At 51.6% G+C, this 23,053-nt stretch carries 26 protein-coding genes and 2 pseudogenes; 15 read left to right on the top strand and 13 right to left on the bottom strand.

Features of this window, described 5'->3' with window-relative positions; all coding sequences use genetic code 11:
• Positions 1-283: 283 nt before the first annotated feature.
• The gene (gene cspF / locus LLF79_RS05475; protein WP_227879209.1) at positions 284-496 is read left to right on the top strand and encodes a cold shock-like protein CspF; all 213 of its coding nucleotides are present in this window, start codon (positions 284-286) and stop codon (positions 494-496) included.
• Between the two features lie 51 nt (positions 497-547).
• Here cspF and LLF79_RS05480 read toward each other — a convergent pair whose 3' ends face one another.
• Complete coding sequence (locus tag LLF79_RS05480) at positions 548-1,222, bottom strand: SOS response-associated peptidase (protein ID WP_227879210.1); 675 nt, start codon at positions 1,220-1,222, stop codon at positions 548-550.
• A gap of 313 nt (positions 1,223-1,535) precedes the next feature.
• A pseudogene (locus LLF79_RS27035) lies at positions 1,536-1,625 on the bottom strand (hypothetical protein); the annotation flags it as partial.
• Between the two features lie 151 nt (positions 1,626-1,776).
• Between LLF79_RS27035 and LLF79_RS05485 the strand changes: the two are divergent.
• Positions 1,777-2,493, top strand: a complete 717-nt coding sequence (locus tag LLF79_RS05485) for a YnfC family lipoprotein (RefSeq protein WP_204624892.1) — start codon at positions 1,777-1,779, stop codon at positions 2,491-2,493.
• On the opposite strand, the pseudogene LLF79_RS05490 reads toward LLF79_RS05485, so the two are convergent.
• Positions 2,458-2,700: pseudogene (locus tag LLF79_RS05490) on the bottom strand (transposase); the annotation flags it as partial. The gene LLF79_RS05485 and the pseudogene LLF79_RS05490 overlap by 36 nt on opposite strands.
• Before the next feature lie 54 nt (positions 2,701-2,754).
• Positions 2,755-3,123: a hypothetical protein gene (locus LLF79_RS05495; protein ID WP_084832007.1), complete on the bottom strand. Its 369-nt coding sequence runs from the start codon at positions 3,121-3,123 to the stop codon at positions 2,755-2,757.
• Between the two features lie 286 nt (positions 3,124-3,409).
• On the opposite strand from LLF79_RS05495, the gene LLF79_RS05500 reads away from it, so the two are divergent.
• Positions 3,410-3,925, top strand: coding sequence for a GNAT family N-acetyltransferase (locus LLF79_RS05500; RefSeq protein ID WP_065102470.1), 516 nt, complete (start codon positions 3,410-3,412; stop codon positions 3,923-3,925).
• 33 nt (positions 3,926-3,958) lie between these two features.
• Here the strand turns inward: LLF79_RS05500 and LLF79_RS05505 are convergent, their stop codons facing one another.
• Positions 3,959-4,369, bottom strand: coding sequence for an ASCH domain-containing protein (locus tag LLF79_RS05505; protein WP_021240261.1), 411 nt, complete (start codon positions 4,367-4,369; stop codon positions 3,959-3,961).
• A 288-nt stretch (positions 4,370-4,657) separates the two neighbouring features.
• Here LLF79_RS05505 and LLF79_RS05510 point away from each other — a divergent pair, with 288 nt between their 5' ends.
• The 7 genes from LLF79_RS05510 to LLF79_RS05540 all read left to right on the top strand — a co-directional run bounded on the left by LLF79_RS05510 (position 4,658) and on the right by LLF79_RS05540 (position 8,477).
• Positions 4,658-4,867, top strand: coding sequence for a hypothetical protein (locus LLF79_RS05510; protein ID WP_126287803.1), 210 nt, complete (start codon positions 4,658-4,660; stop codon positions 4,865-4,867).
• Between the two features lie 202 nt (positions 4,868-5,069).
• On the top strand, positions 5,070-6,593 hold the full coding sequence (locus LLF79_RS05515; RefSeq protein ID WP_227879211.1) for a cyclic diguanylate phosphodiesterase: 1,524 nt from the start codon (positions 5,070-5,072) through the stop codon (positions 6,591-6,593).
• A gap of 95 nt (positions 6,594-6,688) precedes the next feature.
• Entirely contained in the window at positions 6,689-7,042 is a 354-nt protein-coding gene (locus tag LLF79_RS05520) for a DUF1294 domain-containing protein (RefSeq protein ID WP_021240259.1), read from the top strand.
• 177 nt (positions 7,043-7,219) lie between these two features.
• On the top strand, positions 7,220-7,669 hold the full coding sequence (locus LLF79_RS05525; RefSeq protein ID WP_021240258.1) for a hypothetical protein: 450 nt from the start codon (positions 7,220-7,222) through the stop codon (positions 7,667-7,669).
• Positions 7,670-7,708: 39 nt separating this feature from the next.
• Positions 7,709-7,906: a hypothetical protein gene (locus tag LLF79_RS05530; protein WP_008501277.1), complete on the top strand. Its 198-nt coding sequence runs from the start codon at positions 7,709-7,711 to the stop codon at positions 7,904-7,906.
• 2 nt (positions 7,907-7,908) lie between these two features.
• The gene (locus LLF79_RS05535) at positions 7,909-8,331 is read left to right on the top strand and encodes a GFA family protein (protein ID WP_008501278.1); all 423 of its coding nucleotides are present in this window, start codon (positions 7,909-7,911) and stop codon (positions 8,329-8,331) included.
• 68 nt (positions 8,332-8,399) lie between these two features.
• Entirely contained in the window at positions 8,400-8,477 is a 78-nt protein-coding gene (locus LLF79_RS05540; RefSeq protein WP_223239581.1) for a hypothetical protein, read from the top strand.
• A 338-nt stretch (positions 8,478-8,815) separates the two neighbouring features.
• Here LLF79_RS05540 and ompC read toward each other — a convergent pair whose 3' ends face one another.
• Positions 8,816-9,925, bottom strand: coding sequence for a porin OmpC (gene ompC, locus LLF79_RS05545; RefSeq protein WP_227879212.1), 1,110 nt, complete (start codon positions 9,923-9,925; stop codon positions 8,816-8,818).
• Positions 9,926-10,313: 388 nt separating this feature from the next.
• Entirely contained in the window at positions 10,314-13,838 is a 3,525-nt protein-coding gene (gene nifJ / locus LLF79_RS05550) for a pyruvate:ferredoxin (flavodoxin) oxidoreductase (RefSeq protein ID WP_227879213.1), read from the bottom strand.
• A 272-nt stretch (positions 13,839-14,110) separates the two neighbouring features.
• Here nifJ and LLF79_RS05555 point away from each other — a divergent pair, with 272 nt between their 5' ends.
• Positions 14,111-14,377 (top strand): DUF333 domain-containing protein, encoded by a 267-nt coding sequence (locus LLF79_RS05555; RefSeq protein WP_008501281.1) that lies wholly within the window; start codon positions 14,111-14,113, stop codon positions 14,375-14,377.
• Here LLF79_RS05555 and hslJ read toward each other — a convergent pair whose 3' ends face one another.
• The 6 genes from hslJ to LLF79_RS05585 all read right to left on the bottom strand — a co-directional run bounded on the left by hslJ (position 14,378) and on the right by LLF79_RS05585 (position 18,464).
• Positions 14,378-14,815 (bottom strand): heat shock protein HslJ, encoded by a 438-nt coding sequence (gene hslJ / locus LLF79_RS05560; RefSeq protein ID WP_008501282.1) that lies wholly within the window; start codon positions 14,813-14,815, stop codon positions 14,378-14,380.
• A gap of 126 nt (positions 14,816-14,941) precedes the next feature.
• Positions 14,942-15,070, bottom strand: coding sequence for a DUF2474 domain-containing protein (locus LLF79_RS05565; RefSeq protein WP_008501283.1), 129 nt, complete (start codon positions 15,068-15,070; stop codon positions 14,942-14,944).
• Positions 15,070-16,080 (bottom strand): cytochrome d ubiquinol oxidase subunit II, encoded by a 1,011-nt coding sequence (gene cydB, locus LLF79_RS05570; protein WP_032652069.1) that lies wholly within the window; start codon positions 16,078-16,080, stop codon positions 15,070-15,072. The genes LLF79_RS05565 and cydB overlap by 1 nt, the downstream gene beginning before the upstream one ends.
• Positions 16,080-17,480 carry a cytochrome ubiquinol oxidase subunit I gene (locus tag LLF79_RS05575; protein WP_008501285.1) on the bottom strand — a complete coding sequence of 467 codons (1,401 nt, stop codon included), beginning with the start codon at positions 17,478-17,480 and terminating at the stop codon, positions 16,080-16,082. The genes cydB and LLF79_RS05575 overlap by 1 nt, the downstream gene beginning before the upstream one ends.
• 121 nt (positions 17,481-17,601) lie before the next feature.
• Positions 17,602-18,096 (bottom strand): YbjP/YqhG family protein, encoded by a 495-nt coding sequence (locus tag LLF79_RS05580; protein ID WP_227879214.1) that lies wholly within the window; start codon positions 18,094-18,096, stop codon positions 17,602-17,604.
• Entirely contained in the window at positions 18,093-18,464 is a 372-nt protein-coding gene (locus tag LLF79_RS05585; RefSeq protein ID WP_227879215.1) for a hypothetical protein, read from the bottom strand. The genes LLF79_RS05580 and LLF79_RS05585 overlap by 4 nt, the downstream gene beginning before the upstream one ends.
• A 459-nt stretch (positions 18,465-18,923) precedes the next feature.
• On the opposite strand from LLF79_RS05585, the gene LLF79_RS05590 reads away from it, so the two are divergent.
• The 4 genes from LLF79_RS05590 to LLF79_RS05605 all read left to right on the top strand — a co-directional run bounded on the left by LLF79_RS05590 (position 18,924) and on the right by LLF79_RS05605 (position 23,052).
• Positions 18,924-19,112 carry a hypothetical protein gene (locus LLF79_RS05590; RefSeq protein ID WP_008501286.1) on the top strand — a complete coding sequence of 63 codons (189 nt, stop codon included), beginning with the start codon at positions 18,924-18,926 and terminating at the stop codon, positions 19,110-19,112.
• Positions 19,113-19,194: 82 nt separating this feature from the next.
• The gene (locus LLF79_RS05595; protein ID WP_021240253.1) at positions 19,195-20,604 is read left to right on the top strand and encodes a PLP-dependent aminotransferase family protein; all 1,410 of its coding nucleotides are present in this window, start codon (positions 19,195-19,197) and stop codon (positions 20,602-20,604) included.
• A 271-nt stretch (positions 20,605-20,875) separates the two neighbouring features.
• Positions 20,876-22,021, top strand: coding sequence for a putative ABC transporter substrate-binding protein YdcS (gene ydcS, locus LLF79_RS05600; protein WP_023344246.1), 1,146 nt, complete (start codon positions 20,876-20,878; stop codon positions 22,019-22,021).
• A 17-nt stretch (positions 22,022-22,038) separates the two neighbouring features.
• Positions 22,039-23,052 carry an ABC transporter ATP-binding protein gene (locus LLF79_RS05605; RefSeq protein ID WP_023344245.1) on the top strand — a complete coding sequence of 338 codons (1,014 nt, stop codon included), beginning with the start codon at positions 22,039-22,041 and terminating at the stop codon, positions 23,050-23,052.
• Position 23,053: the final 1 nt, after the last annotated feature.

Here is a 23,053-nt window from a genome sequence, read left to right on the forward strand (position 1 = left end):
ACTCCGTTTGAACATTTCAACTGACAAGCAAGCTCATGATAAGAAACGTATGCTGGTATATGTATGGACTCAAGAGGAGGAGGTATCAGAGATAACACCTGGTTATGAGAACGGCTTTTGGAAAAGTTAGATTCATCATCGCAACGAATCAGTCAAACCATTAAGGCACGTGTTGAAAGATTAAGCAAATTTTATTTTAGCCTTCCGGAAGGCCAATAAGATAGGATTAGCTATTATTAACCAATCCTGTATAGTCAAATCTGGATTGCCATTAGGAAAATATTTGTCTCGTAAAATGACAGGAATTGTCAAAAGTTTTGACTTCAAGAGCGGAAAGGGATTGATTATCCCATCAGATGGCAGAAAAGATGTTTTTTTACATATTTCTGCATTAAGAAATAATGAAAGCCAAACGTTAAAACCTGGCGTTCGTGTTGAATTTTATCGTATAAATGGGCTTAGTGGTCCGATGGCTGAAAATATATTTCTTTCTTAAGGTGAGATAATATTGAACCAAATATAAAGTACACATCAAAAGTACATCAGATTATATATCTATTTGTTCTATCAATTTTCTCCCCTGATTTTTTACATTTCCTACTTCACGGGTCACAGCATGCCAGATAAACATCTCAGCTGGTACAGAGCCGTCAGATACAATCTCTTCCGCTTCTTTCCCTCCAACGTCCTGGCGCATCCATTCCCGGGCCGCTTCTGGCGATAGGACCAGGGGCCGGCGGTCGTGAATATCCACTAGGCCTTTGTCAGCGGCAGACGTTACTATCAGAAAACCTTCTGCCTCATCGCCTCGCTCAAACGGTGTGCTGCCGATAGCCGCCATAAAAATCGGCTGACCGTCTGCCCGATGGATAAAATAAGGTTGTTTCTTGTCACCTTCTTTCTTCCATTCGAACCATCCATCTGCAAAGCAGATCGCCCGGCCATGTTGCCACAGAGGTTTAAACATTCTGCTTGCGGCCGCGGTTTCGACGCGAGCGTTAATCATTGGCGGCTTATCCCACCATCCGGGCGCATAACCCCAAAAAACCGGATCAAGATGCAGCTGCTCGTCGCGTTCGCTCAACAGCAGCACTTTGGTGCCGGGCGCGACGTTGTATCGGCCAATAGGTTCAGGGTCGTATGCGATGTCGCGATCAGCTTCATCGGACAGGTAAGCCAGGTATTCTTCACGCGTTTGAGCTTGTGCAAAACGCCCACACATAGAAACCTCCACCCAGATGTCAGACTTAAAGTATAGGGCAGGGAGAAGAAGGGTGGCGCACTGGCTAGTGTTAGGGGCAAATTTAGGGGCAAAAATGCGAAATAGGGGCAAAAAAAGGGCATTAAAAATGTAGTTCTGGGTAGCTTTAGGGAGAAGTTATTATGCTATAACTAATTGAATTCAATGGTAAAGCAAATGATATCAATGAGTTGGCAAAATCAGCGTAGCTTATTCAGGTTGTATTGCTCTTTTTTGTTAATCTCTTGATTCTGTTGCATTGAGTACTACCTTCGGAGCCAGCAGGGGCAAAAATTGTATGCCGCGTATGGTACGGATTCCGGCGGCGAATGCCAGCACGTTTTACTGCTGCGTGAAATCTGGCGCCGATACGTGATAAAGGGTAGCGTTCAGACGTTTGGATACGATAGCGACTTTACGGCAAACGGCGCAGTTGTGGCGCAATCATCTCCGCCAGTATCAATGTTGAAGATTAGCAGTAAGCATGCTGTAATGAGCTTACTTAATTTGAGGGTAACTTGAGCTAGGATTTAAAAATGATAAAAACTTCTACTCTTTTCCTTTGTACTTCCTTATTTTCAAGCATGGCTTTTGCAGAAAATAACTACATACCTCTACTTTATAACTTATCGACTATATTTGATTTCAATCCAGTTAAGGGGACTGTTAAATCCTTAGATACTGATGTTGAGGAGAATGGAAAAATTACTTATAAAATCTCCATCAGACTGAATAAAAATGGTTGTGTTGATAGCTTAAACCTTGATAATGTTTCTTCTGGGCATGAAACTATTCTAAAATATACAAATGGAAGTCTTATTGGCCATAGAGATGGCAAGCCTTTCTCAATACAACTTGATGAAAAATGTCACATTTTGAGTAAAAATGAAAACGGTGACGAGTTGCGTTACACTCTATACCCGAATGGATTAATTAAAGACACCTATTTTTTAGGCAAAAAAATATCTGAACATTTTTATGATGAAGACGATAATTTGACGCGCTCTGAATTTTATAGTTCAGAAAGCGTTATGTCTAAAAATGAAATATCTTATGTTGATAAAAAAAGAAAGCCTCTTGATTATAAACTGATAAACTCATCAGTTTTCTCGGAGGGGTATACAGCAACCAGTTCTTGTCATTATAACGAAATGCTTGTGCCTGAAATATGTAATGCCACAGTACAGAACGCAGGTAATCCGGCGCCGAAACCAGTTTCAATGACAGCGCATACGAAAGTTGAATTCTACTAGACTTAAACGATTCCAATAAGCTACCTGCGGCGTCAGGTTATTCAGGCATTCATGAGGACGCTCTCTGTTGTATTCATTCAGCCAGCGTTCAGTGATTTCCCGTGCTTCATTCAGCGTTCAGAACAGGTAAAAATCCAGGATTTCTGTCCGGTACGTCCGGTTGAACCGTTCGATAAACGCATTCTGCGTCGGCTTACCCGGCTTGACTTGCTTATCGGATAAACCATTACAATGTTCATCTGCGGTTGGGCTTCATAATGGCTAACTCCATTTAAACGATGCGTTTTCTTTATTGAATGTTATTGATGCATTACTCCATTCCTTGCCATCAAGTAACATTTCCACACACTGGGTAGGGTAGAGGTCATCGGCTGGCTGGAACCGCTCATATTCGGAGTCAGGGTTAAGCATCACATCATGATTAACGTTGACTATCCATCCATCGGGGTTTTCAGGATCGGATTGGCGAGTGCATAGCAGTCTGGCCTGGTAGAAGTCATCCGGGAGCCCTTCCAGCATGCAACCGGTAGCCCACTGGATAAGCTGTTCATTTGAATATTTCTGAGGAGCGGTATGTGTTTCTTGCTGTTTGCTTATTAATCGCTTAAATGTGTTCAGAAAGGGGAACATGTCATTTTCCTTTAGCTTGTAAGTCAGGCATTGTAGGGCAATTAGCGAGATTAGATCCATTCAATGGTTAATATCACCGCTAGCGCATAACGCCATTGATTTTCCTTCCATGGGATAAAGCAGACATTATTTGATATAAAATCTTCGACAAGACGTAAACCAAAGCACAAGCCCAGCGCCACCCATGATCCCTGTGTGCCAAAGCGGAAGTAACTTACATTGTGCTAGGGTGTTTTATCGGGACGAGTTCAACGAAGGTACTGGCTGAATGCAAGAGGAATTTAAGATGAATGTAGAAACGGTCCGCTTAATCCTTGAACCCTTTAATGATTCACATTATGAAGGCTTAAGGGTAATGGATAGTGATGCTGAGGTGATGCGCTATATCAATAAGGGTATCGTTAAAACGCCCGAAGAAACCTGGGAGGGCATCAGAAGGGTGCAGGCTCGCTGGGATAAGTATCACTTCTCGTGGTGGGCTATCAGAGAGAAATCTTCTGGTGCGATCGTTGGTGCAGCATGCCTCCAGCACCTGGCGAACGTGGAGGGGGCACCATTAGAGATTGGCTGGCGCCTCGTGCCTGAACACAATGGCAAAGGCTATGCTACAGAGGCAGCGAAAGCGATCGTTGATTACGCTGTAGAACGGGTGGGAGCATCTTATCTGGTGGCCGTGGCCGATCCAGAAAATATCGCATCGCAGCGTGTAATGAAAAGGGTAGGTATGTCTTATAAAGCCATAGAGCGGCATTACGATACGGAATGCGTTGTGTACGAGCTTAACATGAGTAAGCCTGCTTAATTAAGCGACACATCTCTGCCACTTTATCTCAGCTTACAGCACCTCAACCAATTCAAATTCTTCTGCGATCAGTTCCATATCTTCAGAAAAATGGCCTTCGCGGAAGAAAAATCGCTGATGCTCTTTCCGCCAGTATTCAAGGCTTAAATCACCTTCACCCTCTTTGCGAGCGAATTCCTCATTAACATCGCAAAAACGCACCAGCCGCATGGAAACCAGCCGGATCACACAGACCGGGACATTCTGACCATCAAGGATTATGTTGTAGCTTCCTATCCGTGGAGCAGATACATCCTGCGAGTACGAGGCAAAAGATCCGCAGGTGGCCGTTTTGAGCCCTTTTTTAATCAGGTCCGCAAGCGCGTTCGCCAGTTCCGGGCTGTCACCCATTTGCCAGGCCGCTGCGCCTGGGTACTTCGTTTTTAATTCTTCAACCTTAACCATTCAAATCCCTTCTGAATCCTTGACCATAAGAAACATAATAGCGGTTTTAGCATAAACTCCCTCGATATTTGAAGCGTAATCGGCTTTCCTTCTACTTTTGTACACAGGCTGCCTGGAATACAAAGGGTTGCATGCATTGGTTGTGTAAATATATTCTTATGGGGGTATCTGTGTGGTGTATCTGCTGCCTGCACCCCGGCGCGTGACGTTATAATCAGTAACGAGTCATCGGGATGCTATCGGCACCACGCATTTTCTGTAACTTTTATCCCATTGGAAGGGGTTAGCGTGTTCAAGCTTAATACATCTCTACTGGCGGTTTTGCTGCTGTCAGGCTGTAGCTCCGATCTGGTTCTCAACCCACCTAAGCAACCTGAATACAAGTCGATGCCTGAAATAACGCAGTCTGTGACGCCATCACAACAGCGTGCAATCATGGCTGGCGAGCGGCCTGACTGGTCAGAAAGAACGCCGGTCAAGACAATAAAGCAATACTAATAAGCACTTAACAACCAGGGCTGCCGTTCGGCGGCCTTTTTATTTACCCATTTGAGAAGGTGCAAAGACGGAGCCTGGTTTGGGGAAAATTTCTGACGGCGGACATGGTATTTCTTTCTTTATCAACCATGCTTAAGGCGAAGATAATTCAATCACTTCAGCATCACCGAAGCGGCAACGTCACTCGAGTCGAGAACCCTGAATGCGCCATGCACCTATCTCCATAGCTGCAGCCACGGCAATTTTTGTGCTGGGCGTTTTTATCATCAATATCCAGGTCTGGTACTCGGCGCGGGCTGACAGCCTTGCCGGGGCGCACTACGTCGTCAGGAATATGCACGTCATTCTTACAGAAGCGCATCATGCGACCCAGGTTGCAATGCGGCTTGCTGAGAATGAGTGTGATGCTGAAGGACAGTATCGGCTCGGCACCGAAGCGGCATTACAACCCCATCTGAGAACGATCGTTATTCTGAAAAAAGATGTGGTCTGGTGTTCCTCCTTGCCGGGAAACCGCGTGTTGTTGGTTAACGGGTCAGCGCTGCCTGAAGCGCCATTGTTACTTGTTCCATCGAAAAGTACGGTCAACGGCCTGCCGGTTCTGTTATACCAGACAAATCATGCCGGAAGCCGAATCATGGTGAGCATCAGCGACAGCCATATCCGGGATGCGCTGAATATGCCACTACGGGGCGTGGCGTATTCGCTGCTGGTCGGCAATCGTCGTTTAGGCCAATCAGGCGATGTCTTGACGGCAGCCCATTCAAACAACGATGTTCTGACGGTAAAAGACGTTGATTATGCCTTCGCGATTCAATTTAACGCTCCGCCTATTTTTAGCCTGACGCGATTATTCGACCAGGCCGGTGGAGTGGTGTTATTTCTGCTGCTCGTTTCCTCTCTTTCTGCTTATCTTCTGCAGCGATATCTGTCTAAGGATATTTCGCCGGAAGAATCGCTGCGTACCGCCATCTACAGAAATGAAATTATTCCCTATTACCAGCCCGTCGTGAGCGGAAAAGAGGGCACCTTGCGCGGTGTAGAGGTGCTGGCCAGATGGAAGCATCCGCAATCCGGGTTTATTTCTCCCTCGTCATTTATTCCTCTTGCTGAGAAAACAGGGCTAATAATTCCACTAACTCAAAGCTTAATGCGTCAGGTTGCAACGCAGATGAATGCTATTTCTACGCTGCTGCCGGAAGGATTTCATGTCGGGATTAATTTCAGCGCGTCTCATATCGTTGCTTCTACCTTTTTTGAAGAGTGTCTGAATTACAAGCGCAGCTTTGTGCAACAGGATCTTAACCTCGTTGTGGAGGTGACCGAGCGTGAACCTCTCCACGTAGATGAACATCTCGTTAAGACCCTGAATGCGCTACATGAAATAGGGTTTGCCATTGCCCTGGATGATTTTGGAACGGGATATTCCGGCCTGTCCTACCTGCAGGACCTGCACATTGATTACATCAAAATCGACCAAAGCTTTGTTGCCAGGGTTAATGAGAATGAGGATTCCACCCTGATCCTGGATTCGGTACTGGAACTGGCAAAAAAACTGTCAATCCGTATTGTGGCGGAAGGGGTTGAAACCCAGGAACAGCTTGATTACCTCATGCGCAATAACATCACGTTTTTACAGGGCTACTTCTTCTACAAACCCGTTCCTTTTAAGGAGTTGATAAAAATTCTGTTATCGAAGCCAAAGGTTAAAGTGAGGGTGGAGTGACGTTTGTCCTGTTGTCAGCAATTCCCGCCCGATACATTCATAAGTAGCGTATAATGCGGCGTCGAAAACCGCTCAACACTTCTCTGGCCAGTACTATGACCCTCAATCGCGTTTGTTATTTACTTCTGATCTTTGCTGCGATCGGCAGTCTTTTTACCTCGAGCCCTTTGGCTATGTGGTTTCTGCTCATCAATATGCTGACGTTGGTCATGTATGGTGCCGATAAAATGGCGGCAAGGAAAGGCATGCGCAGGGTGCCGGAAGCCACGCTGCTGGTATTTGGCGTAACGGGCGGCTGGCCTGGCGCGATTGTGGGCCAACAGCTCTTTCGCCATAAAACACAAAAGCAGCCGTTTAAAACCTACTTTTTCTTAAGCATTGTCGTTAGCATCGCCGTGATGGCGGCGGTTTACCATTTCTCGCCTGTTTCTTCTTTATGGCCGTTTTGACATCAAGTTAACCTGAGTTTTTCAGATGCCAGCACTACGTTGATAAGACGGTCATTCGGATAGCGCGTCGTGAATAAATCCTCCATCACTGCCAATAGTAGTAGGACTATTCTTAAGTTGTTGCTGTTTTTTGCACAATCTGAATAATACGTGCAACTACACGGACGACAACATCCCATGAAAATAGTCTCTATTACGCTGGCAGCGCTGGTGCTTTATTCTGCACCTGCCTGGTCCGCTTTTCAGGAGCGGGAATATAATACCTGGTATATGAAAAATGCGGTGCTTTATGATATGACGCAGACCTCGGAAGGTTTTCCCGTCATGGTGAGCGTATCCCAGCCTGGGAGAAAATCCGCTAATTTGCTGGTGTCATATATTACGGAAGGCCGCTGTGGTGAGAATAATCTACCGCTTAATGTGAATGGTAAAGTGCTGCCCGCCAAATATAATTGTGTCCAAATAGGAAAGAACAGAATTGAACATTTTTCAGTGGTGGATGCAGACAGCGTTAATGGCATGGTGACGCATCTGAAATCTGATTTCACTATTCTCCTGCAAAACGATATCAAAATTTGGGCAGCAAATATCAAAGCGCCAAAATACGGGCTAACCCCGCGCTTTTAAAATCATGCTACGCTTGTTTGTTGTATCAGGAGCATGAGTATGAAGAACAAAGACGAACAAACAGGATTAGTGGGGCTGGCGATTGGGGCGGCCGTTATTGGGCTGGTTTCTGCCCAGAAACCAATCGATCGCGACAGCATTGTTGATGAGCTGGTCAGGCTCGGCAGGCAGAAAGGCGATGGTGTAGAAGATGAGGTTTTCGTCAAGGCTGCTGACCTGGTGAGGAAGGGGATCTAGCCATGGCTGATATTCGTCATGCGCAGTGCCATTGTGGCGCGGTGGCCTTTACCGTTGCGCTAACGGATGGCCTGAATACCGCGCGGCGCTGCAGTTGTTCCTTTTGTCGCATGCGGGGTGCGGTCGTCGTCTCTGCGCCGCTGTCAGGGATTACCGTGACCAAAGGTGAGGATAAGCTCACGGAGTACCGCTTCAATACGGGAACGGCACGACACTTTTTCTGCTCGGTGTGCGGAATTTACACGTTCCATCAGCGGCGTTCTAATCCAAACGAATACGGCGTGAATGTGGCCTGCTTTGATAACGTCTCACCGTTCGATTTCCCTGAAGTGACGGTGATGGACGGGGTTAACCATCCCTCGGATGGAGATAGCGGGGTGTTTGGCTACCTCTCTTTTCGCAAGAAAGGAACAGGTCAGGCGTAATTGCCGCCTGGCCACTCTGTAATCAGCCTGGCTATAGTGGAGGGTGGTTATCTGAAACAGGAGAAACTATGCTTTGTGTTGAAAAAGACGATCCGCGTGAGGCCCCTGAATCAGGTGATAAAAAGCCTCAACCCGTAAAAAAATAACGCAACCTGTGCGTTTTCCCGCCACCGGCACTGCTGGTGGCTTTTCATTTCTCAGGCAATAATGTTAACCACCATCCAGGTGGTTCAACACAGCACTGAGATGCCCGACAATATCAGCAAAATCAAAAATTAACGCCATCCAGATGAGCGCTAAAAGAGTTAGTACGACAACAGATACACGACCAAACAACGCTGTTATCCTTAGTGATGGAAAGGCTATCACCTGAGTTTAAACAGCTTTACCTCAACTTACCCTCAACCACGTGATTTCAGAACCTGCTTTTTGTGACGAACGTCAAGAGATGGGTGAGCCCGCATACTGATGCGGGCTCTGGCAATCAGAACTGGTAAACCAGGCCCAGTGCCACGACATCATCCGTGCCGATGCCGTTGTTTTTGTAGAAGCTGTCATCTTCATCCAGCAGGTTGATTTTGTAATCAACGTAGGTGGACATGTTTTTGTTGAAGTAATAGGTTGCGCCGACGTCAGCGTACTTAACCAGATCCTGGTCGCCCTGGCCGTTGCCAAGGTCCTTGCCTTTAGACTGCAGGTAGGAAAGGGACGGACGCAGGCCGAAGTCGAACTGGTACTGTGCGGTCACTTCGAAGTTCTGGGTTTTGTTCGCCACGGCGTCGGTGTTATCACCGTACGGCGTCATATTGCGGGTTTCAGAGTACATGGCTGCCAGGTAGATGTTATTGGCGTCATATTTCAGGCCCGCAGTCCATGCATCTGCTTTGTCACCGCCCGCAGTGGTATTCATCACCTGCTCGTTGGTACGGTCAGAAGAGGTGTAGGCTGCACCTGCGGTAATACCCATGCCGAAGTCATAGGTGGTAGAGATACCGAAGCCGTCGCCGTTCTCGTGACGCGTGTCGCGACCATTGTTGGTGCCTTCCTGATTGTTGCTGGCATCTTCATTTTTGCCCTGATACTGCAGCGCAAAGTTCAGACCCTGCACCAGACCATAGAAGTCGGTGTTACGGTAGGTTGCTACGCCATTGGCGCGGCCGGTCATGAAGTTGTCGGCTTTGGTGTAGGAGTCGCCGCCGAACTCAGGCAGCATATCGGTCCAGCCTTCTACGTCGTACAGTACGCCATAGTTACGACCGTAATCGAAGGAACCGTAGTCACCCACTTTGATACCGGCGAAGGCCAGACGCGTCCAGGACTGGTTATCAGACGCTTCGGTGTTATTGGCCTGAATGTTGTATTCCCACTGTGCGTAGCCAGTCATCATGTCGTTGATCTGGGTTTCGCCTTTAAAGCCCAGACGCATGTAGGTTTGATCCCCGTCAGCGCCTTTATCATCGGAGAAATAGTGCAGACCATCTACTTTTCCGTACAGATCTAATTTGTTACCGTCTTTATTATAAATCTCTGCTGCATGAGTTGCGCCAGCCATTAACAGAGCCGGAATCATCAGGGCCAGTACTTTTCTTTGCATTTTGATATTCCTTTGCGGTTGTTTTTATTTAATTACCTGTTGAACTTTCCGAATACGAAAGTTGTCTCATGCTAAATCACTCCCGTGTAAGAGTAATAAATTATAATTGTTACGAACTAAGTAAAATCTAAACTGAATACATCAACGGTAATGGTCATTGGTTTGGTGAATACTTTAAGGCTAAATATATTAAATTAAAATTATTAATCAGGTATGGATTAAGCTATTCTTGATGGCGTTATATGCCTTTAAGATTATTTATCCATAATTCGCATGAATAATATTTAGGGAACTAAATAGATATTTAATGATTATCTGGATTCGCCCGGTGTGAATACACCGGGTTTTTTTATGGCAAAAAAATGCCCGGACGCGCCGGGCAGAGAGACTAGTCGTTGGTCGCTTTTTCGGCTTTACCCGCCAGCTGCGCCAGGAAGTCATACCGTTTTTGCAGATCCGCCGCAGCGTCTTTCCATAGCTGTTCGGCCACTTCCGGCTGCTGCGCGTTAAGGCGGCGGAAGCGCTGTTCCTGCATTAACGTCTCGGCCAGAGCATCTGACGGCGGACGCGAATCCAGCGCCAGCGGTAATTTACCCTCGTCCGCACGGCGCGGATCGAACCGGTACAGCGGCCAGAAGCCGGTCGCGGTTAGCTGTCGCATCTGATCGTGGCTGAGTGCCAGGTCGTAGCCATGCTCTTCACAAGGGCTGTAGGCAATGATCAGCGACGGGCCGGGATACGCTTCCGCCTCCTGGATCGCCTTTACCGTCTGGTTAAGCTGTGCCCCCAGCGAGATTTGCGCGACGTAAACGTGACCGTACATCATCATGCTCACCCCGAGATCTTTGCGTGCCTTGCGTTTCCCGTGCTCACCGAATTTCGTGACGGCACCCAGCGGCGTGGCTTTCGACGCCTGACCACCGGTGTTGGAATAACACTGCGTATCCAGCACCAGGATATTGACGTTTTCCGTCAGGCTCAACACGTGATCCAGGCCGCCAAAGCCGATGTCATAAGCCCAGCCGTCACCGCCAATCAGCCAGATCGATTTTTCGACCAGGGCGTCCGCGTCGGTCAGCAGCTGTTCAGCGCCCGCCACGCCCTGAAGCGCCTGACGCAGCTCTGCAACCTGCTCACGACGTACCTCTGGCGTCACGTCGGCGTGAAGCGCGTCATTGAGCCCGGCGGGGATCTGCCCGGCAAACTCCTCCAGCAGGCGCATCACGCGCGCGCGGTGCTGGTCAACGGTCAGGCGGAAGCCCAGACCAAATTCGGCGTTATCCTCGAACAGCGAGTTGGCCCACGCGGGACCGCGGCCGTTGGCGTCAGTGGTATACGGCGTGGAGGGCAGGTTGCCGCCATAGATAGACGAACAGCCGGTGGCGTTGGCAATCAGCATCCTGTCACCGTACAGCTGGGTAAGCAGCTTGATATACGGTGTTTCACCGCAGCCCGAGCAGGCGCCGGAGTATTCAAACAGCGGCGTGATCAGCTGCGAAGTGCGAATATCAATGCGTTCCAGTTTGCTGCGATCGATTTCCGGCAGATTCAGGAAGAAGTCATAATTCACTTTCTCTTCTTCGACGTGCTCCAGACGCGACATCATATTGATGGCTTTAATCTCCGGGTTCTGCCTGTCTTTCGCCGGACAAACCTCGACGCACAGGTTACAGCCGGTGCAGTCTTCCGGCGCGACCTGCAGAACGTATTTCTGTCCGCGCATATTGCGGGATTTTACATCCAGGGAATGCAGGCTGGCCGGGGCGGCCTCCATCTCTTCCGGCGACACCACTTTGGCACGAATGGCAGAGTGCGGGCAGGCCGCCACGCAGTGGTTGCACTGAGTACACAGATCTTCTTTCCAGATGGGGATCGCTTCGGCGATGTTGCGTTTTTCCCAGCGGGTGGTGCCCATCGGCCAGGTGCCATCCGGCGGTAGGGCAGAGACGGGCAGGGCATCACCCAGACCGGCCAGCATCGCCGCCGTCACGGTCTTCACGAAATCAGGTGCCGCATCGGATACCACCGGAGGGCGGTTCGGGCTTGCGGAATTGACCGGCTGCAGCGGGACCTCAAACAGCGACTCGCGCGCCAGGGCCAGCGCTTGCCAGTTACGCTCGACCAGCTCCTGGCCCTTGCTGCTGTAGCTTTTGGCAATCGCGCCCTGCAGTTCCGCCAGCGCGCTGTCGCCCGGCAGGATATTCGTCAGATGGAAGAAGGCCATCTGCATAACGGTATTGATACGCGCGGCAAGGCCACATTCGCGGGCAATTTTCGCCGCGTTAACCACATAGAAACGGGCTTTTTTCTGGTTCAGCACCGCCTGCACTTCCTGCGGCAGGCGCGACCAGACTTCATCCGCGCTGTATGGCGTATTCAGGAGGAAAATACCGCCAGGTTTCAGGCGCTCGGCCATCTGGTACTTATCAATGAACTGCAGCTGGTGACAGCCAACAAAATCAGCCTGAGAAATTAGATACGCAGAGCGGATGGGCTGTTCGCTCACCCGCAGGTGGGAAACGGTCAGGCCGCCGGCTTTCTTGGAGTCATAGACGAAGTACCCCTGGGCGTACCACGGGGTGGAGTTCCCGATGATTTTGATGTTGTTTTTGGTCGCGGAGACGCTGCCGTCACTGCCCAGACCATAGAACAGCGCCTCGAGTTTGGCGGTTGAGGGCAGGGTGTTTTCCGGCAACGACAGGGACAGATTCGTCACATCATCATAAATGCCGACGGTAAAGCGCGGCTTGGGCTTCGCTTCGCTGAGCTCGTTGAATACCGCCAGCACGCAGTCCGGTCCGAACTCTTTGGAGGACAAACCGTAACGCCCCCCGATCACGCGCGGCAGCGTTTCACGTTCGCCATGATTAAAGGCCTCGGCCAGGGCGGTCATCACATCCAGATACAGCGGTTCCGCCTGCGCGCCCGGCTCTTTGGTGCGATCGAGCACCGCAACGGTACGCGCGCTTTCCGGCAGCGCAGTGAGCAGATGTTTCGCCGAGAACGGCCGATAGAGACGCACTTTCAGCACGCCAACTTTTTCGCCGCGCGTCAGCAGCTCATCAACAACTTCCTCGCAGGTGCCAATGGCCGATCCCATCAGCACAATGACCCGTTCCGCCTGCGGATGGCCGTAATACTCAAAGGGTTTGTATTCCCGACCCGTTGCGGCAGCAAAGTCATTCATCGCCTGTTCAACATGGTCGTAAACCGCGTTGTACCATGGGTTGGTGGCCTCGCGGGACTGGAAATAGGTATCCGGGTTCGCCGACGTGCCGCGAATCACCGGGTGTTCCGGATTCAGAGCGCGGGCGCGATGCGCGTCAATGTCCGCCTGCGGAAGCAGATTCAGAATTGTCTCGTCAGCCAGCGGGACGATTTTGTTAATTTCGTGGGACGTACGGAAACCATCAAAGAAATGAATAAACGGCACCCGGCTTTTGAGCGTGGCGATATGCGAAATCAGGGCAAAGTCCTGGGCTTCCTGAACGCTGCTGGCGCACAGCATCGCGCAGCCGGTCTGGCGAACGGCCATCACGTCAGAATGATCGCCAAAGATAGAGAGCGCGTGGGTGGCAACGGTACGCGCAGCGACGTGCAGAACGAAGGGAGTCAGTTGTCCGGCAAGTTTGTACAGCGTCGGGATCATTAATAACAATCCCTGGGAAGAGGTAAACGACGTGGAAAGCGCGCCGGTCTGAAGCGCGCCGTGGACCGTGGCAATCGCACCGGCTTCCGACTGCATTTCAACCACTCGCGGGACATCGCCCCAGACGTTTTTTAACCCGTTACCCGCCCAGGCGTCCGCCTGCTCAGCCATGGTAGAACTTGGCGTAATCGGGTAGATGGCGATAACTTCACTGGTGCGAAACGCGACTGAGGCAACTGCACCATTACCGTCAATAGTTTGCATAGGACAACACCCTTACATTGCGCAAAAAAATAGGGGTCTGTATTACGGCAACAAACCCTGAATATTATCTGTGTATTCTAGCAAACGGGGGATTTTTCGATTTTCGCTTTTGTGTCCTCGTTATTCCTGCCATCAATGAGTAGATCAAACTTTTGGCAGAAAAATTGCGAGAAATTGTTTCAGGAGCGCATAAATACGCACTTCCGCTCTCGACGACACGGGATGGGATGCCTATTATGCATAGGTTTCGCATTATTCATGGGGGAGAGAGCATGCGCTCAGCATTTTTGGTAGGGTGTGCCGCATTATTGTTGTCGGCATGCAGCAGTGAACCTGTCCAGCAGGCAACGGCCGCGCACGTGGTGCCGGGTATGAAAGCCGCGATGTCCAGCTCCGGTCAGGCCAACTGCGCGATGATTGGCGGTTCGCTGTCGGTAGCTCGCCAGCTTGATGGTTCAGCTATCGGGATGTGCGCCTTGCCAAACGGCAAACGCTGCAGTGAACAGTCGCTTGCCGTTGGAACCTGCGGTAACTACTGATTATTCTGCACGCTTAAACATCAGCGTTTTATCGGCTGTCGCCAGCGTTAACTGGTCTTCAGTCAGGTCGACCTGCGCACCTTTGCGCAGCATGTCGCCGATGGCCTGATCCAGCTCGTTAAGCTGCGGCTCACTACAGAGCTTGCGCGTCATGGCCAGCGTTTTCACCTTCAGCTCGCCTTCGGACAATTTCCCCTGTCCGTTGAAGCGGTTACACATCTGGCCAGAAACGCTGATGTTATTCACCAGACTGATATCTGGCAGTGCGCTAAAACCGATCTCAGGTTGCGTTGTCGCGGTCTTCACGGCCTTACCGTCCACACTTTCCAGCACAAAGCGGTGGTTCTTAAGTTGCTCCGGCTGAACGGAGGCTTTACCCGGATTAACGCAGCCGGTAAGGACAAGACTGATAACACTTAACGCAATGAGCTTTTTCATTTTTCTTCTCAAACTATAAACACTGTGAATCTTTTTCCAGTGTAACGATACTCTGCCATGCGTTAATGGGGTTTATCTGAAAGTGCGGGGAGGAGCCGGGCAACGCAGCGGTTGCCCGGGATGACGTTAATGTGATTTAAACCCTGCCGCCGTCATCAGCATACGGAAGAGCATACTGACCGCAGCCAGCGCCAGTACGCTGCCGCCCCAGATAATGGCCAGCCACAGTAATCTTTTCCAGACCGGTTGTTGCATCAGTGATAACCCTCCCCATGCTGAACTTTGCCGCGAAAAACGTAGTAACTCCAGAAGGTGTAGACCAGAATAACGGGAATGATCAACAGCGCGCCGACCAGCATAAAGCCCTGGCTTTGCGTCGGTGCGGCGGCCTGCCACAGGGTGATTGACGGTGGAATGATGTGCGGCCAGATGCTGATCCCAAGCCCGCTAAAGCCGAGGAAGATCAGCCCCAGCGTGAGGATAAACGGTCGGCTATGGCTGTCGGGATTATTCAGGCAGCGCCACTGATACAAACTAAAAATCACCACCAGGGCCGGGACGGGCAGCAGATAGAACAGGTTCGGCAGCGTAAACCAGCGCGCCGCGATGGCCGGCTGCGCCAGCGGTGTCCAGAGGCTGATCGCCGCAATAAACGCCAGCAGTACGAGTAACAGGGTCTTCGATACCTGACGCATCCGCTGTTGCAATGCATTTTCGCTTTTCATTACCAGCCAGGTCGAGCCTAACAGCGCGTAGGCCACCACCAGGCCCGCGCCGCAAAACAGATTAAACGCGGTAAACCAGTCAAAGGGGCCGCCGGTATAGGCCCGGCCGGTGACGGTAAAGCCGTTAATGACGGCGCCCACCGTCACGCCCTGGGTAAACGTCGCCAGAATGGAACCGCCTATAAACGCCTTATCCCAGAAAGGACGGTGTGCTGGCGTGGCTTTAAAGCGAAACTCAAACGCTACGCCACGAAAAATAAGACCGATCAGCATTAATGTGAGCGGAATGGTGAGGGCATCGATAATCACGGCGTAGGCCAGCGGAAAGGCGCCGAACAGGGCGGCCCCGCCAAGCACCAGCCAGGTTTCATTCCCGTCCCAGACCGGCGCGACGCTGTTAACCATCACATCGCGATCGTCGGCGTTCTGCGTGGCCGGGAACAGAATGCCAATCCCCAGATCAAAACCGTCCATCACGATATACATCAGCGTGGCAAAGACGATGATCACAAACCAGATAATGGAAAGATCGATACCCATTACGGCTGCTCCTTATGTTCAGTTGTGACGGCAGAAAGCGGGCGCGCCGGACGTCCGTCGGACTCGGTGGCGAAAGATTCATGCGGCTGCGGGCCTTTTCGGATGAGGCGCACCATATAGCTGTAACCCACGCCAAATACCGAGGTGTAAACGACGAAGAAGGCCAGCAGGCTCACGCTCATATGCAAATCGCCATGGGCAGAAACCGCATCCTTCGTGCGCTGGAGCCCATAGACCACCCACGGCTGGCGGCCCACTTCGGTGGTGATCCACCCGGCCAGAATGGCAATCAGCCCGGATGGCCCCATCAGCAGGGCAAACCACAGGAAAGGACGGGAAGAATAAATGCGCTTTTTATAGCGCAGCCAGAGTGCCGTCACCCCAAGCAGCAGCATCAGCATGCCCAGGCCCGCCATAATGCGGAACGACCAGAAGACGATGGTGGAATTTGGGCGGTCTTCCTTTGGAAACTCTTTGAGCGCCGGAACCTGTTTATCCAGACTGTGTGTCAGAATAAGGCTTCCCAGCGCTGGGATCTCCAGCCCAAAGCGGGTGCGCTCCTGTTCCATATCCGGCCAGCCAAACAGCAGTAGCGGGGTCGGCTCGCCCGGTGGATTTTCCCAGTGCCCTTCAATGGCGGCAATTTTCGCGGGCTGGTGCTTTAAGGTGTTCAGCCCGTGCATATCACCCACCATGGCCTGGAGGGGCGCGACAATCAGCGTCATCCACAGCGCCATTGAAAACATTGCCCGGATGGCGGGGGTATTATTCCCGCGCAGCAGATGCCATGCCGCGGATGCGCCAACAAACAGGGCGCTGCTCAGGAACGCGGCTATCGACATATGCAGCAGGCGGTAAGGGAAGGAGGGGTTAAACACCACGGCGAACCAGTCCACCGGTACCACCTGACCGTTGACGATCTCATAGCCCTGCGGGGTTTGCATCCAGCTGTTGGAGGAGAGGATCCAGAAGGTGGAAATAATGGTCCCCAGTGCCACCATGCAGGTGGAAAAGAAGTGCAGCCTCGGCCCGACTTTATTCCAGCCGAACAGCATCACGCCGAGGAACCCGGCTTCGAGGAAGAAGGCGGTAAGCACTTCATAGGTCAGAAGCGGGCCGGTAATACTGCCCGCAAACTGCGAAAAGCCGCTCCAGTTGGTGCCAAACTGGTAGGCCATCACCAACCCGGAGACCACGCCCATGCCAAAATTGACGGCAAAAATCTTCGACCAGAAATGGTATAGCGAGCGCCAGACCGGATTTTTTGTTTTCAGCCACAGCCCTTCGAGCACGGCAAGATAGCTTGCGAGACCAATGGTGATGGCCGGGAAAATAATGTGGAAGGATACGGTAAAGGCAAACTGTATCCGTGCAAGGTGAAAAGCATCCAAACCAAACATGCAAAACTCCGCGATGTAATTATGTCGATGCCATTCTAAGCCGCGCCAGCTCTGGGTTGCAGAAACAGACCCGGCATATTTACCTATAACAGTTTGCCCAGTGTATTATTTATAGATGTGCTTAAAGTCCACTTTTCGCTAATGACTTTGCCCGAGTAATTGCTCCGGCATTAAATATGCGGTGCTCGTAGCGATCGGTTACGTCACTCACGCGGTAAATTTTCCACTTTCCGTCTTCACGACGCATATAGACTTCAAGATTAAGAAACCCGCCGTTCTCAATACCAATCCGGACAGGAAGAACTTCGCCATTGATGAATTGATGCGGCGCACCAACCTCGAGCCGCTTCACCCAAGAGGGATCATAATCCTGAACATAAGCGAAATAATCTGCCCCCAGGATTTCCTGTTCAGGAATAGACTCTATCTCGTTAAGTCGGGATAGCGTATCTGCCGCAACGTACTCTCTAAGCTGAGGGTATTCCCCATCACTTTCCGCAAAAAATGTCAGATAGTTGGAGTAAAATTCTTCCGCCCGTTCGGCAGCACTCTGCTGAGGTACGCACGTACAAGCTGATAACAATAACGCCAGAGTAATTATAATCCCCTTCATCATCGACTCATCCTGTAAATCTTATAGGTTGGTTGTGCGCGGCGGTAACCCGGCCCGGGGTACATACTGAGCTGGGTAAAATCTGAGATCCACCGAGTGCCGTCGAACATTGTCATATGGCCGCTTGAGTTTCCCCCGGGATAGGGCTGAATTACAGCCACATCTCCGCTAAGCAACGTTGAACCAGGAGGAACCTCTTTAAATCCTGCACGCAAAAGTTTTGGTCCATAATCCTTTGCATCATGTGTACGTTCAAGCGTAATGCCGCCAGCGATTATGGCACGACGTGTAAACTTCGCGCATTCGTTATGAGAGTGTCCAAGCGCATACGAGCGGAGGTAAGAAACAGCCGCGTCTTTATTCCAACTCATTGATAGTTCCTTTCTGTAAGGTAAGAGCGAAATTCCTGCTTGAGCAAGACAAGTAGCAGAGTGTTCATTAGCCTGTTGTTAATACTCTGTGGTTGATGATATGAGTAGGCAAAAAATGTTATATATTATATTTATATTTCATGTGGTTATGTATGTATGGCCGGGGATTGTAAACATCAATATTTAATAACATGGACGAGCATCAGGGAATAAAAACATTCTTTTTATGATTTTTCCGCATTAAACCGCTTGCTTTGTCGTCAGCGTCGTGCGTTAATGGCCTTCTGGTTTTGAGTCCAAATAAATATCTGACGTAGTTTTATAAAGCAGTTCTCATCACGTTGTGCCTCTCCGCAGCCTCTCTTGGGTCTTTATCTACATTCCGATTCGTTTTGTTTAAAACCATTATGCCCAATCGGCCCATTAGTAATTTACGTTTTTACGTTTCAGGAGAAACCTATGACTTCATATATCCATTTTCGCTGCCCATGCTGTCATGGCTCGCAGTACCGTACCTCAGCCTTTGACGTGTCTGAGAAAAACCCGTTTGGCGCGAAATGCATTTTTTGCAAATCGTCGATGATCACGCTCGACCACTTGGCCGCCGCGCGTTCCGCTCAGAGCCACGTGACCGAATACCGTAAGTAATTCCTCTTCCAGACTATAACAGTTCGCTAAATCTTCTCTTTTTCTCCTGCTGATATACACTGTCGGTCTTAAGGAGAATCTGATGAAAAAATACCAGCGTCTGGCGCAACAAATTATCTCGCAGATTGAGCTTGGCGTATGGCTGCCGGGCGATAAGCTGCCTTCCCTGCGAGAGCAGGTGGCAAGCAGCGGCATGAGTTTTATGACCGTTGGCCACGCGTATCAGATGCTGGAAAGTCAGGGGCGCATTGTCGCCAGACCGCAGTCGGGCTATTACGTTGCCTCGCGCCCGACCGCACAACAGCCTGCGCCACCCGCTCAGGTGATGCGTGACGAAGCGGTGGATATCAATACCTACATCTTCGACGTCTTACAGGCCAGCCGCGACCCGTCCGTTGTTCCTTTTGCTTCCGCGTTTCCCGACCCCAGGCTTTTCCCGCTTCAGCAGCTCAACCGTTCGCTGGCAAACGTCAGCAAAACCGCGACGGCGATGAGCGTGATTGAGAACCTGCCGCCGGGAAACGTCGATCTCCGCCACGCCATTGCCCGCCGCTACGCGCAGCAGGGGATGAACATCTCCCCGGAAGAGATCGTGATCACCGCAGGCGCGCTCGAAGCGCTGAATCTTAGCCTTCAGGCGGTAACCGAGCCGGGTGACTGGGTGATTGTCGAAAACCCCTGTTTCTACGGTGCGCTGCAGGCACTGGAACGCCTGAAGCTTAAAGCGTTGTCGATTGCGACAGACGTCCGCGAGGGGATCGATCTCAACGCTCTTGAACAGGCGCTGAATGAGTACCCGGTTAAAGCCTGCTGGATCATGACCAACAGCCAAAACCCGCTCGGCTTCACGCTGAGTGCGGAGAAAAAAGCGCAGCTTGTCGCGCTGTTAACGCAGCACAACGTCCCGCTGATTGAAGATGACGTCTACAGCGAACTCTATTTTGGCCGCGAAAAGCCGCTCCCGGCGAAAGCGTGGGATCGTCAGGACATGACGCTACACTGCTCGTCCTTTTCAAAATGTCTGGTGGCCGGTTTTCGCATCGGCTGGGTGGCGGCAGGAAAACACGCGCGGCGCATTCAGCAGCTGCAGCTGATGAGCACGCTTTCAACCAGTTCTCCCATGCAGCTGGCGCTGGTGGATTACCTGGCGACCAAACGCTACGACGCCCACCTACGCCGCCTGCGGCGTACGCTGGCCGAGCGAAAGCAGCAGGCCTGGCAGTCACTTCTTCGCCATATGCCTGCAGGCGTTAAAATTCACCATAACGACAGCGGCTACTTTTTATGGCTGGAACTGCCGGCGCAGCTGGACGCGGGGCTGCTGAGCGAAAAGGCCTTAACGCACCACATCAGCATTGCTCCCGGAAAAATGTTTTCCACCTCTGACGCGTGGACGCCGTTCTTTCGTTTTAATACCTCCTGGGCCTGGGGAGAGCGGGAAGAGCAGGCCGTCATTCAGTTAGGAAAATTAATTAGCACGATGCTGGAATAATCCTTTTTCCGTTATTTAAATAATCAATTCTTATCCTGATGACGGCGCTGCGACTATTTCGCGGTGACCCGTCATAGGAAATCTGCATACCGTCTCTCGCGCCTAACCCCTTGTCTATAATCCAGTTAACGGGGAATGCGCCCTCGGTCACACCTTGATGAAATTTCCTGAAGCCGAACGGTGCGGCGCATTTGCGCGGTCTACGTTTAATAAGGGAGATATTTTTACGGCACGGCTGCCGCTAAATTTCATTGCGACAGGAGTAACTCTTATGAGCAAAAAATTTGCCCGCAGCAGCCTGTGCGCGCTCGGCATGACTATTATGACAGCGCAAGCCGCAGAACCACCAAAGGCCATTGGCGACGGGGAAGGTCGACTGGATATTATCGCCTGGCCGGGATACATCGAGCGGGGGCAGACGGATAAAAACTACGACTGGGTCACCCAGTTTGAAAAAGAGACCGGGTGTGCAGTCAACGTCAAAACGGCGGCCACGTCGGATGAAATGGTCAGCCTGATGGCGAAAGGAGGATATGACCTGGTGACCGCCTCAGGCGATGCCTCCCTGCGGCTGATCATGGGGAAACGCGTTCAGCCGATTAACCCCGATCTTATCCCCAACTGGAAAACCCTCGACGAGCGGATTGTGAAAGGGGAATGGTTTAACGTCGGCGGTAAAGTCTACGGCACGCCGTACCAGTGGGGGCCAAACCTGCTGATGTACAACACCAAAACCTTCCCGACGCCGCCGGACAGTTGGAGCGTCGTCTTTACCAAACAGGATCTGCCGGACGGTAAAACCAATCAGGGACGCGTGCAGGCCTATGACGGCCCGATTTATATCGCCGATGCGGCGCTGTTCGTCAAAGCGACCCAGCCGCAGTTGGGTATCAAAGACCCTTACCAGCTCACCGAAGCACAGTATGCCGCCGTGCTGAAAGTGCTGCGCGACCAGCATGCGCTGATCCACCGCTACTGGCATGACACCACCGTCCAGATGAGCGATTTCAAAAACGAGGGCGTGGTGGCCTCCAGCGCCTGGCCGTATCAGGCGAATGCCCTGAAGGCCGAGAACCAGCCCATTGCCACCGTCTTCCCGAAAGAGGGGGTGACAGGCTGGGCGGACACCACCATGCTGCACGCGCAGGCTAAACACCCGATGTGCGCCTACAAATGGATGAACTGGTCGCTGACGCCGAAAGTGCAGGGCGATCTGGCCGCATGGTTTGGCTCCCTGCCCGTGGTGCCGGAAGGGTGTAAAGCCAGCACGCTGCTGGGCGATAAAGGCTGCGAAACAAACGGGTATAACGAGTTCGACAAAATCATGTTCTGGAAAACCCCCATCGCAGAAGGCGGCAAATTTGTCCCTTACAGCCGCTGGACGCAGGATTACATCGCCATCATGGGCGGTCGTTAATTGCCCGGGAGCAGAACATGACGTACGCAGTCGAGTTTAACAATGTTTCCCGTCTGTACGGCGACGTCCGGGCGGTGGATGGGGTCACCATTGCGATCCGCGACGGAGAGTTTTTCTCCATGCTGGGGCCTTCGGGCTCCGGCAAAACCACCTGCCTGCGTCTGATAGCGGGTTTTGAACAGCTGTCAGGCGGGACGATTTCCATCTTCGGCAAAGAGGCGAGCGAACTGCCCCCCTGGGAGCGGGACGTGAACACCGTGTTTCAGGACTATGCGCTGTTCCCGCATATGTCGATCCTCGACAATGTCGCCTACGGGCTGATGGTCAAAGGCGTCGACAAGAAAAAACGCCATGCGCAGGCCCGCGATGCTCTGGAAAAAGTGGGCCTGAGCTTTGCCATCGCCCGCAAACCGTCGCAACTTTCCGGCGGCCAGCGTCAGCGTGTCGCCATTGCCCGCGCGCTGGTGAATGAACCGCGCGTCCTGTTGCTGGACGAGCCTTTAGGGGCGCTCGATCTCAAGCTGCGGGAACAAATGCAGTTCGAGCTGAAGAAGCTTCAACAAGAACTCGGCATCACCTTTATTTTTGTCACCCACGATCAGGGCGAGGCCCTTTCCATGTCTGACCGGGTGGCGGTGTTCAATAACGGGCGCATCGAGCAGGTGGATACCCCACGCGATCTTTACATGCGTCCGCGCACGCCGTTTGTCGCCGGTTTTGTCGGCACCTCCAACGTTTTTGATGCGGGCCTTGCGCAGACGCTTTGCGGCATGGAGGGCACCTTTTCCCTGCGCCCGGAGCATATTCGCCTTAATGAACAGGGTGACGTTCAGGTTCAGGGCGTCGTGCAGGCCGTACAGTATCAGGGGGCTGCTACGCGTCTGGAGCTGAAGCTCGCCGATGGCGCCAAACTGCTGGTGAGCCAGGCTAATTTCAGTGACGCCTCGCCGCTGAGCGGCATTGCGCCGGGGCAGGCGGTCATGGCGTCATGGTCGCGCGAGGCGATGATCCGCCTTCACGAGGAGAGGTGAA

The sequence above is a fragment of the Enterobacter cloacae complex sp. 2021EL-01169 genome (assembly GCF_020733125.1).
In the GTDB taxonomy this organism is placed as follows: domain Bacteria; phylum Pseudomonadota; class Gammaproteobacteria; order Enterobacterales; family Enterobacteriaceae; genus Enterobacter; species Enterobacter roggenkampii.